This window comes from Clostridium sp. Marseille-Q7071, from assembly GCF_965112025.1.
In genome coordinates, this window is record NZ_CBCOPR010000001.1 from 3,074,593 (window position 1) to 3,088,557 (window position 13,965).

General features: G+C 26.1%; 15 protein-coding genes. 1 reads left to right on the forward strand and 14 read right to left on the reverse strand.

The features are described 5' to 3' along the window. Positions 1–28: 28 nt before the first annotated feature. Entirely contained in the window at positions 29–904 is an 876-nt protein-coding gene (locus ACWPW7_RS14550; RefSeq protein ID WP_454054095.1) for an SDR family oxidoreductase, read from the reverse strand. Positions 905–1,111: 207 nt separating this feature from the next. On the opposite strand from ACWPW7_RS14550, the gene pdaA reads away from it, so the two are divergent. Next, positions 1,112–2,110, forward strand: a complete 999-nt coding sequence (pdaA, locus tag ACWPW7_RS14555; protein ID WP_454054096.1) for a delta-lactam-biosynthetic de-N-acetylase — start codon at positions 1,112–1,114, stop codon at positions 2,108–2,110. 36 nt (positions 2,111–2,146) lie between these two features. Here pdaA and ACWPW7_RS14560 read toward each other — a convergent pair whose 3' ends face one another. The 13 genes from ACWPW7_RS14560 to ACWPW7_RS14620 all read right to left on the reverse strand — a co-directional run bounded on the left by ACWPW7_RS14560 (position 2,147) and on the right by ACWPW7_RS14620 (position 13,881). After that, positions 2,147–2,404 (reverse strand): DUF1292 domain-containing protein, encoded by a 258-nt coding sequence (locus ACWPW7_RS14560; protein WP_454054097.1) that lies wholly within the window; start codon positions 2,402–2,404, stop codon positions 2,147–2,149. A gap of 56 nt (positions 2,405–2,460) precedes the next feature. Further along, positions 2,461–3,828, reverse strand: a complete 1,368-nt coding sequence (locus tag ACWPW7_RS14565; protein WP_454055514.1) for a CCA tRNA nucleotidyltransferase — start codon at positions 3,826–3,828, stop codon at positions 2,461–2,463. A 22-nt stretch (positions 3,829–3,850) separates the two neighbouring features. Further along, positions 3,851–5,278, reverse strand: a complete 1,428-nt coding sequence (cysS, locus tag ACWPW7_RS14570; RefSeq protein WP_454054098.1) for a cysteine--tRNA ligase — start codon at positions 5,276–5,278, stop codon at positions 3,851–3,853. Positions 5,279–5,569: 291 nt separating this feature from the next. Beyond that, positions 5,570–6,589: a polysaccharide deacetylase family protein gene (locus tag ACWPW7_RS14575; protein WP_454054099.1), complete on the reverse strand. Its 1,020-nt coding sequence runs from the start codon at positions 6,587–6,589 to the stop codon at positions 5,570–5,572. Positions 6,590–6,606: 17 nt separating this feature from the next. After that, the gene (locus tag ACWPW7_RS14580) at positions 6,607–6,885 is read right to left on the reverse strand and encodes a hypothetical protein (protein ID WP_454054100.1); all 279 of its coding nucleotides are present in this window, start codon (positions 6,883–6,885) and stop codon (positions 6,607–6,609) included. 96 nt (positions 6,886–6,981) lie between these two features. Continuing rightward, on the reverse strand, positions 6,982–7,584 hold the full coding sequence (locus ACWPW7_RS14585; protein WP_454054101.1) for a deoxynucleoside kinase: 603 nt from the start codon (positions 7,582–7,584) through the stop codon (positions 6,982–6,984). Positions 7,585–7,901: 317 nt separating this feature from the next. After that, the gene (locus ACWPW7_RS14590; protein ID WP_454054102.1) at positions 7,902–8,060 is read right to left on the reverse strand and encodes a hypothetical protein; all 159 of its coding nucleotides are present in this window, start codon (positions 8,058–8,060) and stop codon (positions 7,902–7,904) included. An 18-nt stretch (positions 8,061–8,078) separates the two neighbouring features. Beyond that, entirely contained in the window at positions 8,079–8,309 is a 231-nt protein-coding gene (locus ACWPW7_RS14595) for a DUF1292 domain-containing protein (RefSeq protein WP_454054103.1), read from the reverse strand. Positions 8,310–9,065: 756 nt separating this feature from the next. Then, positions 9,066–10,418, reverse strand: coding sequence for a replication-associated recombination protein A (locus tag ACWPW7_RS14600; protein ID WP_454054104.1), 1,353 nt, complete (start codon positions 10,416–10,418; stop codon positions 9,066–9,068). After that, entirely contained in the window at positions 10,415–11,488 is a 1,074-nt protein-coding gene (locus ACWPW7_RS14605) for a GIY-YIG nuclease family protein (RefSeq protein WP_454054105.1), read from the reverse strand. The genes ACWPW7_RS14600 and ACWPW7_RS14605 overlap by 4 nt, the downstream gene beginning before the upstream one ends. 120 nt (positions 11,489–11,608) lie before the next feature. Further along, positions 11,609–12,793 (reverse strand): glycosyltransferase family 4 protein, encoded by a 1,185-nt coding sequence (locus tag ACWPW7_RS14610; RefSeq protein ID WP_454054106.1) that lies wholly within the window; start codon positions 12,791–12,793, stop codon positions 11,609–11,611. 382 nt (positions 12,794–13,175) lie between these two features. Next, positions 13,176–13,652, reverse strand: a complete 477-nt coding sequence (locus ACWPW7_RS14615; RefSeq protein ID WP_454054107.1) for an XdhC family protein — start codon at positions 13,650–13,652, stop codon at positions 13,176–13,178. Between the two features lie 79 nt (positions 13,653–13,731). Next, complete coding sequence (locus ACWPW7_RS14620) at positions 13,732–13,881, reverse strand: XdhC family protein (protein ID WP_454055515.1); 150 nt, start codon at positions 13,879–13,881, stop codon at positions 13,732–13,734. Between the last annotated feature and the right edge of the window lie 84 nt (positions 13,882–13,965).

Below are 13,965 nucleotides of genomic sequence, written 5' to 3' on the forward strand. Positions count from 1 at the left end.
GAAATTGTTAATTAAATAATTATTGATTTTATCCATTTATTATTGTTCCGCCGTTAACATGGATTATCTCTCCAGATACATAAGATGATAAATCACTAGCTAAATATAAATAAGCCCCTGCTAACTCTACTGGTTGACCTGGTCTTTTACTTGGAGAATTGCTTCCAAATTGTCCTACTTCACTTTCATTAAAACTAGCCGGAATTAATGGAGTCCAAATTGGCCCTGGAGCTACCGCATTTACTCTAATTTGTTTATCTTGAAGAGATAATGCCATAGAACGAGTAAAAGTTACAATCGCTCCTTTTGTACAAGAATAGTCAATTAAAGTCTTATGCCCTTCATAAGCCGTTATAGATGTGGTATTAATTATATTTCCGCCAGATGGTATATATTTTAATGCTGCTTTAGTCATATAAAACATACTAAATAAATTAGTTTTAAATGTTCTTTCTAGTTGCTCCTTAGTTATATCCTCAATTTTTTGTTGTATATGTTGCTCTGCTGCATTATTTATGAGTATATCTATCTTACCTAAAGATTTTATAGTTTCTTCAACTACATTATTGCAAACATTTTCCTCTCCTATATCTCCTGGGAGCAAAACACATTGACCATTATATTTTTCAATTATGTTTTTCGTTTCCATAGCATCTTCTTCTTCATCTAAATAAGAAATTGCTATTTTAGCTCCTTCTTTAGCAAATAATACAGAAATTGCTCTCCCTATTCCACTATCTCCTCCTGTAATTAATACCACTTTATCTTTTAGTTTATTTGATGGTATGTAGCTTTCATCATCATATATAGGCAGTGGATTCATTAATGATTCGATGCCAGGTTGTTTATTTTGATGTTGAGGTTGAAGTTTTTTAGGAAAATTATTAATAAAATTTATATCCATATTCTCTCTCCTTTCTATCAATTTTATTATGTTTATTTTTCTATAATAATATTTAACCAAAAGTTGGTTTAATATTATTTGCATATATTATTACCTATTGCTAAAACTATAATAAGTATTTTATTTAAATAAAACACTATATTTTTTAAATAAATATTCGTATTAAATAGTAAGAATTAATTTTATTTAGGGAAAGGAGATTATTATATGAACAAAGTAAAAATTTTAACTTTGTGTTTAACTTTTGTAATAACGCTATTTGGTTGTTCAAATAATGGAAATATGCAAGATAAGACCTCTAAAATTGACGAAGAATCAATAGTAACAACAACAAAACCTATAGAGAAAAAAGAAAATAAAGATGACCTAAAAAAAGAAAATAAAAATTTAGTAGAAAAGGACAATGACGAGTCTGATTCAAAACTTGAAAAAAAAGAGGTGAATAATCCTACAGAAAATAATTCATCTTCTCCTAACGAAAAAAACGAGACTAGCACAAATAAAATTGATACAAATTTAGATAATACTAAAATCAGTTGGTGGTATAAGCCCAACAAAACTCATACAACTCCAGAAGTAAACAAGGATATAAAATTTGACTTAAGCAAGTATGATGCACTATATGTAGGGAATACCGATGAAAAAGTTATATATTTAACTTTTGATGAAGGATATGAAAATGGTTATACATCAAAAATATTAGATACATTAAAAGCTAATGATGTTAAAGCAATTTTCTTTGTTACTTCTCCATATATTAAAGATAATCCTGAATTAATAAAAAGAATGGTAGATGAAGGTCATATTGTAGGTAATCATTCCAATACACACCCATCTATGCCTACAGTGACTGGAGACGAAACCAAATTTAATAACGAGTTTAAGGATGTTGAAGATAAATTTAAGGCTATTACCGGTCAAGATATACCTAAATTTTTTAGACCACCTATGGGAGAATATTCAGAAAAAAGTTTAGCTATGACTAAGAATTTAGGATATAAGACTATATTTTGGAGCTTTGCTTATCATGATTGGGATAGAAATAATCAACCTAATCCTAGTACTGCAAAACAAACTATGTTAAATGGTGTTCATAATGGTTCTATTATGTTAGTGCATGCTGTATCTAAAACTAACACTGAGATATTAGATGAAGTGATAAAAGAAATAAAGGCACAAGGATATGAATTTAAATTATTGCCATAAAGCAAAAAACATCTAGGATTACTAGATGTTTTTCTTTTATTCATTCATTGTTTCATCAAATAATTTATCATACTCTTCTACTACAGCATTAAATTCTTCTTCATTCTCAACCATTTCATAAGTATCTTTACCATCAACATTAACTATTTTATATATATAGGCATCTTCATCATTATCTGTTGGTGCTAATAATACATATTTCACATCATTTAAAATAATTTCTTCAACCAATTCCAATTCTATCTTTTCATTAGTTTCAGCGTCTAATACTGTTATTATTTTTTTATCTTCCATAATTATCTCCTTTCAAAGTAAAAATACATTCCTATTATATACTATAATAGTATTATTTACAAATAGTTCTTTGTATAGATTCTAGCTTCTTGTATTAATGTTTCTTTAGTATTTAAATTAGGCTTCTCAAGAACTAACTCCAATAAATATTTAAGCAATATACCTATATTTTTACCTTCTGCTATTCCTAGTGAAACCAAATCCTTTCCATTTATATTTATGTCCTTAAGAGTTAAAGGTTCTTTACTATTAATTATTTCATCACAAGCTCTTTTAAGTTTTAATATATCATCATATATTCTATATTCAGGAGAAGAAGCTTTTCTATCAGCAATCATCAATTGAAATAAAACATCTAAATTTTCTTCACCTACTTCATTTATATATTTTTTAATTTTTATTGGCCTCTCTATTTGAGGAACTTTCATATGATTTCTCACTAGTTTTGAAACTTTATTAATTGTACTATTATCAAATTTTAATTTTTTAAGTATTTCTATTGTAAGTTTCTCCCCTACCAAATCATGACCATAAAAATGTCCTCTACCACTATTATCAATAGTAAATGTACTAGGTTTACCTATATCATGTAATAATGTAGCTAATCTTAAATTTAAGTCATTATTAGTATTATCTAGAGCTACCATTACATGATTAAAAATATCCTTATCATGATACTTGCTTCTTTGATTAAAATCTACTAACTCTATTAATTCGGGTATTATATACTCCATAAGATTCAATTCTATTAGTTTTCTTATCCCTTTTGATGGAATATCAGAAATCAGTATTTTCTTAAATTCTTCTCTAACTCTTTCTATACTAATATTTTTAAGTAATCTACTATTATTTACTATAGCTTCTTCTGTATGATCGTCTATAGAAAAATCTAACTGACTACTAAATCTTATAGCTCTTAACATCCTCAATGCATCTTCCTGAAATCTTGCATTTCCATCCCCTACTGCTTTAATTTTTTTACATTTCAAATCTTTTATACCATTAAAACAGTCCACTAAGCCTACTTTATAATTATAAGCAAATGTATTAATAGTAAAATCTCTTCTCTTTAAGTCTTCTTCTAATTTACTAGTATAATAAACTTTAGAAGGCCTTCTGTTGTCTATATAATCCCCTTCTACTCTATAAGTAGTAATTTCATAAGGCATTTTATTTATAATTACTGTTACAGTACCATGCTGTATTCCTGTTTCTATTACCTTATATCCTAAGGAATTAAATAGCTCTTTAGTTTGATGTGGAGTAGAGTTAGTAGTAATATCCCAATCTTTAGGTTCTAATCCTAATAAACTATCTCGTATACATCCACCTACTGCAAATCCTTCACATCCGTTTTTATATAACTTATCAATTATTAGTTCTACCTCTAAAGGTAATTTTATATTCATTTCCACCCATATCATCCCTTTATTTAAACTTTTGTAATTATAAAGAAACATCCCATTCAGTAGTATTTTTTCTATCTAAAATAATTATTCCCCTATCTAACAATTGTTTTTTTATTAAATCTGCATTTTCATAATCCTTATTTCTTTTATATTTACTTCTCTTTTCAATGAGCAAGTTAATTTCATCTTCTGTTACTTTATGCTTTCCTAAATACTTGTTTCGTATTTTATCAACTACTTCTTTAGAACTTTTCTGTAGTAATCCTAAAACTGCATATGTCTTAACTATCGTCTCTTTCATTAGCTTTAACGTAGAAATATCTTGCTTTTTATTAAGCATTCCATTCATACTATGGAAATATTTAAATAAGTTTGAAATAGCAACTGCTGTGTTAAAATCATTTCTCATCGATTCCTTAAATTCATATTCTATATTATAGAGAAGTTTAATTTCCTTTATAGTGTTCTCATATTTTAAATTATCAATTTCTTTAAATATTTTATAGAAATTATATATATGTTTTTCTACTTCTTCAAATATACCGTCAACTATATTTAAATCTGATTTGTAATTATTTTGTAGTAAAACAAACCTTATTACATCTGAATTATAATTATCTAATAATTCTTTTATTGAGATTACATTTCCTAATGACTTGCTCATCTTTTGACCATTAAGCTTAACAAGTCCATTATGTATCCAATAGTTAGAAAACTGCTTTCCTGTTAATGACTCTGACTGTGCAATTTCATTCTCATGATGCGGAAATATAAGATCTTTTCCTCCACCATGAATATCAATTGTCTCTCCTAGATATTTCATGCTCATAGCTGAACATTCAATATGCCATCCTGGACGTCCCTTGCCCCATGGAGCTTCCCAGCAAATTTCGCCAACTTTTGCACTTTTCCATAAAGCGAAGTCTTCCTCATCTCTCTTTCCTGGCTCAACTTCTTTTCTCACTCCGCTAATATTATCCTTAATCATTCTATTTGATAACTTTCCATATTGTGAATACTTCTTTACAGAGAAAAACACATCTCCAAATTTTGTTGTATATGCATAACCTTTCTCAATTAATTTCTCAATAAATTCTATCATTTCATTAATGTTTTCAGTTGCTCTTGCCTGAATTGTTGCTTTATCATTTCTAAGTTTATTTAATTCAAAATCTATTTTCAATATTTGATTGTTAGCATATTCTTGTGGATCAACCCCTAGCTTTTTACCTTTAGCTATAATCTTATCATCAACATCTGTGTAGTTTCTTACATAAGTAACCTCATATCCTTCATATTCAAAATACTTTTTTATAACATCAAATATAACTGATTGATATGCGTGGCCAATATGAGCCTCTCCAGATACAGTTATCCCACAAGCATACATCTTTACCTTACCTTCTTCTATTGGAACAAACAACTCTTTTTTTCTACTTAAAACATTATAAATATAGATTGACATGTATTATCCCCCTTTTTTACCATTTAATTATTTGTAGTATACTCCAATGAGGATTAATGAACAACCTTATTTGAGTATATTATCATCTCTAATCTTACAAATTTATTATACAGTAACAACTGGATATCACTCGTCAAAATTTATTAATGAAGTACAAGATTTAATGTTAAATTATAATCAATTACTAAAACTAGGTTAGTATTTAAATATAAAAGATATTGAATTAGGTTTTTACTTAGAATAGATCCTATCTAATGCTTTTATTTTATATTATAAAATAGTATGCAATTGTTAATAAACAGCTCTTAAGAATTGAATTGTGTACTGTGATGGATCTAAGGAGCTAAATTCATATCCTTGATTAACTAATCCATCAATTATATATGGTAATGCTTCTACCGTAGTAGTTTTCATTATGTTATCATGCATTAATATTATTGCAGAATTTATGTCCTTAGAATTTTCTAATACAGAGTTTATTATGCAATCTCTACTTGGAGCTATAGATGTAGAATCATTAGAATCAATATTCCAATCAAAATATGTATATCCACTAACAATTAAAAGTTTACTTAAATCTGGCATAATATTATAGTGATAATTTTCACTTATGGTATTATTACTTCCACCAGGAAATCGTGCAATCTTTATTTCATAATTATAATTGGATTTTATTAATTTTTGAAGCTTATCAAAATCTTCTATAAAATTGTTCATATTACTATAGATATAACTATAATTGTGACTATAACTATGATTGCCTAATGTATGTCCTTCTTTTATAATTCTCTCATAAACTTTAAGGGAAAATTCATCTTCTCTTCCATTTACAAAAAATGTAGCTTTAATATTATATTTTTTTAACACATCTAATATCTTTATAGTATTTTTGCTCGGGCCATCATCAAAAGTTAAATATGCTATCTTTTTATCAGGAATATTCGCTACATAATATTCAGTAATTTTATTACCCCTATAATTCTGTATACTACTTATTAACTCTTTTTGCTTTTCTTTTTTTTCAATTTGTTTCTTTTCTTCTATTTTTATCATTTCATCTAAAGAATTGATTTGTTCTTCTATTTTTTTAATTTCATTATCAATATTATTTTCTACTCCTCTATACTGTTCAATTTTTATATCAGCTGAGTATATCTTAGCCTCTAATGTATTTATATTATTATTTTTTTGAGAAATAATTTGATTTAATATATTTATTTTTTTATCATTTTTAATACTATAGGATACCATAAATATTTCTGTTATAACTAATACTATTACTATAAGAACTACATATGTTTTCTTTTTCATAATATATTTATACCTCATTAATTCTTTTGTAAAATTCTTAGTTGTTCTTCTTTTTCTATTAGTAAATTATTTAATTTCTCCTTTTTAGCTTTTTTATCATTTATTATCTTTGATAAATTTCTAATTTCTTCTTCTTTATAAAACAACTCAGATGTTTTTTCATTCATAACTCTTTTAATATTACTACTCTTATTTTCTAAAAAAATTGTATAAACATTTTTGTAACTTATAACTATTAGAGTAAAAGCTATGATAAACAAAACTAATAGTATATTCAAATCTAATTTCTTTTTCATATTCTATCTCCTTTAGCTCTAATATTCTTTTTTATTTTGTGTATTATAAAATAATTTATTCTATAAATAAAAAGTCCTCCCATTTAAGGAGACCTTTTATTTTATAGATTTTAACTTATCATCAATTACTGATAATAGATATTGTCTATCTTCTATATTATTTTCAAAATCCAAATTATCTACATCGACCTTTAAAATTGGAGATATATTATATTCATTAAAGTATTTTCTGTAATTATCATTTAGCCTTTCCCAGTATTCTCTTTCAACTATTTTTTCGTATTCTCTTCCTCTTTTATTAATTCTTCTTATTGCCTCATCTACTGTTACCTCTAAATAAATCAATAGTTTAGGCGGCATGCAGTGCTCTAACATATTCTCAAATAGCTCTATGTATAAGTCAAATTCTTCTATAGACATATCCTTAGAATCCTTTAGCATTTTAGCAAAAATTACATCTCCATATATGCTTCTATCCATTACTGATTTATCAAATTTTGATGCTTCTTTGATGTTTTTAAATCTTTTATTAAGAAAAAATATCTGTAATGGAAAACTATATCTTTGTCTATCATAATAAAATTTTTCTAAGAGAGGATTATCTATTATAGGTTCTTCAAAGGGTATATATCCCTGTTCAGCTAAGATATTCATAAGGCTACTCTTCCCTACTCCTACCACTCCATCAATGACAATCATATTCCAATATCCTCCTTTTTTATTTTTCTTAAAGAGATTTTATAGAAGCTCATGGCTTCAGCACTCCTTGCTATAATATAGATATACGAATTCTAAAATTAATATCTGTACATATATATGTAAAAATAATTGATGCTTTTTGATATTATAATTAGAACTATTGAATTCACAATGCACAATTTATATATTATAAGACTATAACTATAAAAAACCAAGCCTACATCTAGATACTTAGTAATGAGACTTGGTTTTTTAATTAGACTTTTAAAGATAAACATAGTAAATATCTAAATTTAAAATCTATGTATCACTGTATATTAATATGATACTTTATGTTTATCAAAGGCACTTTCATTTAATGCTGGCTCTTCAATAGTAGTTACAAATTGATTTTTACTAACTTGATTCTGCGTCTTTACCCCTTTTTTTATATAATCTTTATTATTTTCTTTTTTAAATTCACTTTTATCTTTCATATTATCCTCCATAGTTTATTATCCTTCATTATATTTTTTAAGAACTTTGTTAAATTCGTCACCTGTACCTATTGAAGTATATTGTATTTCTTCCCCTAACCTAGTTACTCTATAAGCGTATGCTTCATTGGAATTTTTAGGTCCTGCAATAATGTATTCTTTACTATCCATCTTAATTACATCAATTAACTCCATTTCTACATCATTACCATGAGTATCTTGAATTTTAAATATTTCATTATGAGCCATTTTTACTCCTCCTCAATATTTACTTATATAATTAAGATGTTCAATTATTCAAATTATATTACATAGACTTTATATTTTAATATATATAATTTTAAATTTCCATAATAATATCCTTTATAACTTAAGGTTCTAAACAATTTATTTAAAATAAAAAATAGTTTTTTGACTAAATATTGTTTTATAAGTAAACTAAAATTTTACCATATAGGATAGCTTCATTTTCATAACATCATCTCATGTCATGAAAATTTTACTATATATGTTTATATTTTATTATTGATTTTTTTAAAATAAGAGGTTATAATACAATGTAACAATAAAATAATATTGAAAAGGAGGAAATTAAATGAAAGATACAACTTTTATAATAACTGCAGATGTTATTGAAGAATGCTTAGAAGAAAGCATAGATTAATAAACATCAAATAATAATTTTAAATTGGAATTGAAAATGGAAAATACATATTATAATAATGTATTTTAAATTTACAAAATGACCCTAATGTAATATTTTACTTAAAATTTTAAGTCATCGTGACTCAAGTCACGACTTTTCAATTCACAATTTATAAATCTAAGCAATTCTCTATTAAAATTGAGGATTTTTTTTATGCCTAAATTTAAGATTTTAATTATCATATTTATAAGTTAATTAGATTAACTTCTTATTTTCCCTTCTAAATTAATAACTACTTATTAGTTTTTATTCATTATAATGAAATTGTAAATTAAATAATATAAAAAAAATACAGCACCTTACTTATGCTGTATACTTTCTGTTGATTTTAATCTTATGAGTCTTTCTTTTAACTTACTTTCATATCCCATTTGAGTCGGCCTATAATATTTTCTATCCTTTATTTTATCTGGTAGATATTGTTGCTTAACATAATGATTATTATAATCATGAGGATAAAGATATTTATCAGAATTATTATATAATCTCTCTGCTCCACTATAGCCTTTTTCTCTTAAAGCTAAGGGTACTTCTCCAATTTCTCCATATTCTACATCTTTAAGAGCTTCATTTATTGCCAAATAAGCTGCATTGCTTTTCGGTGCAGAGGCTATGTAGGTTACAGCTTGAGATAATATGATTCTAGCTTCTGGCATTCCTATAACTTTAACTGAATCCATTGCTGCCTTTGCCACTAATAGAGCATAAGGATCCGCATTTCCTACATCTTCTGAAGCAGCTATTAAAATCCTTCGAGCAATAAACTCTATATCTTCACCAGCATATAACATTCTAGCAAGGTAATGCACTGCTGCATCAGGATCAGATCCTCTCATACTTTTAATAAAAGCAGATATAATATCATAATGATTATCACTATTTTTATCATAGGTAATATGTTTTCTTTGAATACATTCTTCAATAACATCTAAATCAATATTTATTATTCCATCACTATTTTTATTTGTAGTCAAAACAGCTAATTCTAATGCATTTAAAGCTCTTCTACCATCACCATTAGATGTAATACATAAAAACTCCATTGCTTTTTTAGTTAAATTAATCTTTATATTCCCATAACCATTATCCTCATCTTCCAATGCTTTTAATATAAGTTTTTCTATATGCTTTTCATTTAATATTTTTAATTGGAAAACCATAGATCTAGATAAAAGGGCTTTATTTACTTCAAAAAAAGGATTCTCTGTAGTAGCACCAATTAAAATTACTACTCCTTTTTCCACATGAGGAAGAAGAGCATCTTGCTGACTTTTATTAAATCTATGTATTTCATCAATAAATAGTATTGTCTTCTTGTTATACATTTTTAGATCATCTAGTGCAAAATCTATTATTTCCCTTAGTTCTTTAAGATTACTTGTAACTGCATTTATAGATTTAAAATTAGCTTTTGTACTACTAGCAATTACTGTAGCTAAACTTGTCTTCCCTGTTCCTGGAGGACCATATAATATTAAAGAGGTAAGCCTGTCTGATTGAATAGCTCTATAAAGTAGTTTCCCAGGAGCTAAAATATGTTCTTGTCCAATGTATTCCTCTAGAGTTTTAGGCTTCATTCTCTCTGCTAAAGGTGCAGAAGAATTATTATTTCTATTATCCATATCAAATAAACTTATATTTTCAAAGGTCATAGTATCACCCTACCTTTTTTATGAATAGTTTTTTTTATAAATTCTTTTATTTCAATTATAAATTTTTTTTCATCTATGATATCATCTTTTATTTCGAAATAATCAATATGATTATTTTTTAAATAAGAGTTTATTATCATAGATTCATCTATAATTTCCTTTAAATTTACATTATCTAATACCCTATTTTGAGTATTAAATAAACTGAATATCATCTTTGCTATAAAACTTATGTCAATATCATTCACTAAATATTTTTCCCTATATAATATATCATTATTGTACATACAAAATATCTTTATATAATTTTCATCAATCTGTTCAATAACAACTAATCTTCTATCGCTATTTAGTAATTCTACATTATATAAATCTTGTTTTAAATATCTAACCCTACCTAAATTATCCCTTATTTTTGCTGCTAGCTCAAAGTTTAATTCAAGTGCTGAACTTTCCATTAAATCATTAAATCTTTCTATTAACCTATCGTCTTTAAGAGATAGGTAATCTATTATAATTTTCACTTCTTCCATATACTCATTTTTAATATCTTTATTTATGCAAACCCCTAAACAAAGATTTAAATTATAATTTAAGCAAGCAGATTTAGATATGCTATTACACTTTCGTATTTTAGCCATATCTATTATGCTCTTAACTGCTTGATAAGTTGCATTAAAGTTAGTAAAAGGTCCATAATATAAATCCCCATCATTATGTTTTTCATAACATAGAACTACTCTAGGGAATTCTTCTTTAACAGTTATTTTTATATAAGGATATCTTTCATTATTTTTTAGTAATTTATTATAAGTCGGCTTATAAGTTTTAATTAATTTACATTCTAATAGTAAAGCTTCTAATTCCGTATCTGTAGTTATATATTCAAAATCATGAATATTTTTCACAAGCTTTTGAACCTTGCTACTTTTATGATTCTTATTTCCAAAGTAACTAGATACTCTTCTTCTTAAATTTTTAGACTTTCCTACATATATAACTATATTTAAGCTATCCTTCATTAAATATACACCAGGACATTCCTTTAAATCTTTAACCTTTTGCTTCACTATTATTCCTCCAGAAACCAACACATATTTAAGATATTTATAAATTTTACATTACCTATAAATCATATCAAAAATATATGCATAATAAAAGACTATAAGAGATTATAATCTCTCATAGTCTTATCTAGCTGCCAATAGATCTATATCTACTGATTGTCCATAAACCTCTTTATATAGTTCATAAACTCTTATTCCAAATAATTCACTCGAATATTCATAGGATTTACTCAAAGCATTTGAAGAAAACTTTTTCCTTAAATCATCATCCTTTAAAAGCTTAAGAGTTGAAGATATAAAATCTTTCCCTTTATTATAAGTATATCCGTTATAACCATCTATAACAACGTCTTCTATACATTGATCATATCTACATACTACAGGGGTTCCACAACTTAATGCTTCTATATATGTCAATCCCTGAGTTTCACTAGTAGAGGCAGTAACAAACATATCAGAAATTTTATAATATTTATATACATCCTCTGGTTTTACCATGCCAGTGAAAATTATATTATCTAAAAGGTTTAAATTAGTAGCCTCTTCTTTTAATACATCTAGATAAGGTCCACCACCTACTATTAAAAGCTTGGCTCTCTTTTCCTCTTCAATTATATACTTAAAGTTTTCGATAACTTCCTCTATATTTTTTTCTTGAGCTATTCTTCCTATATAAGCTAATACCTTGTCTTCTTTATTTATACCAATACTTTCTCTTAGGTTCATTCTTTCATTCTCATTAAAATCTACCATAAAGCGAGATAAATCAATTCCTGTTGGTATAACTTTAATTGATGCATCTACTCCATAATTAACCAAAGCATTCTTTGTTTTATCTGTTGGAGCAATTACCATATTTACTTTGTCTAATAACATTTTTGTTATTTTAGCTGCTCTATCTCTATTTATTACCTTTCCTTTCAAAAAATACGAAAGATAGTCTTCATACATTGTATGGTATGTGTGAACTAGTGGTATACCTGTAGCTTTAGTTATTTTTCTAGCAATAATCATTGTAGAAAATTCAGACTGCGAATGTATAATATCTGGTTTCCAATCAATAACTTCTTTTATAAGATTATTGCTAGTTATAGAAAACGTAGCTCTTCTAGCCTCAGGATAAACCCATATTGGCTTTGATTTTAAATAATATACATCTCCATCTATATATGTTTCACCATTATTTGATAAGGTAATTATTTTTACATCATGTCCCTGTGATTTTAATTCTTTATATAAATTTATAGTTGATGTCACAACTCCGTTAACTACCGGTTTAAATGTATCTGTTGTTATTAATATCTTCATAAATTAATACCTCCGCCTCTAGAAGATATCTTAATTATAAGATCGCATTATTAGTTATCACTTATAGATATATTAAAAATATATTAGAAACAAATTACAAAAATATATGATTCCTAATTAGAAAATTTCAAAAATATTAATATCTAAATATACTTATTTTATTATAAAACTTACTATTAATGCTACTTATCATAACTTATTATACTACAAAATAGAGTAAATGATAGCCTTTTAATATTAAGAAAATAAGTAAAGTTTCTGTAATATTAATATTGCCACAAACTAAAAAGTTGTAAAAATACTAATTTAAGGTATATTGTTTACTTAAGTCATATGAGGAAAAACAACAGTTCAAAGATGTTAATAGAGAAGGCAAAGAGTGCTATAAACTAGTTCTAAAAACGAAATATAGTGTAAAATAGCTAGCATACGGATTGTTATTTTTTAAAGCTGCCTCATCTTTCATATAGATTAATGTACCATTATTTTTAATCTTTAATATTTCACATATAATGCTAAAAGCTATTTCTTCTGGACTTTCTCCACCTAAATTTATAGCTGATCTTAAAGATATTTCATCATGAATGTAACCTCTAGTAACAATTATAATATAGCACTCTTCCGTTACATTATAATTCTTTAGTCCTTCTTCAATATCTCCTAAAATTATTTCATCAACATCAGTAAATCTTTCATAATTACTATATTCTTCTCTATCTTCAAATATAGTAGTATGAAATTCTAATATGTTTCCTAATTTTTGCAGCACTAATGCAATATGTCCTCCTCCAATTATTAATAATTTGCTTTTAGGAATAAACACCTTAATATATACTTCTATATTTCCTCCACAAGCCATATTTAATGCATCTTTTTCTTCTGTTAGTGAAAAAGTATAGTTTCCACTGTTCCCTTTTTTTAATACACTCTATAGCTTTCTAAATTACTATTTTTCCCAATGCTTCACCACCTATAGTTTCGTATATATTTCCATCTTCAAGTATTGCCATCATAGTTCCCTCACCCCTTGGTGAAGAGCCACAAGCTTTAGTAATGATTGAAAGTGATATTTTATTACCTTTTTCAATTTCTTGATTTAAATTTAGATAATTACTGACTCCATAAAATTACCCCATTTTCTTCATTTAATACCTTATTATAACACAATATTA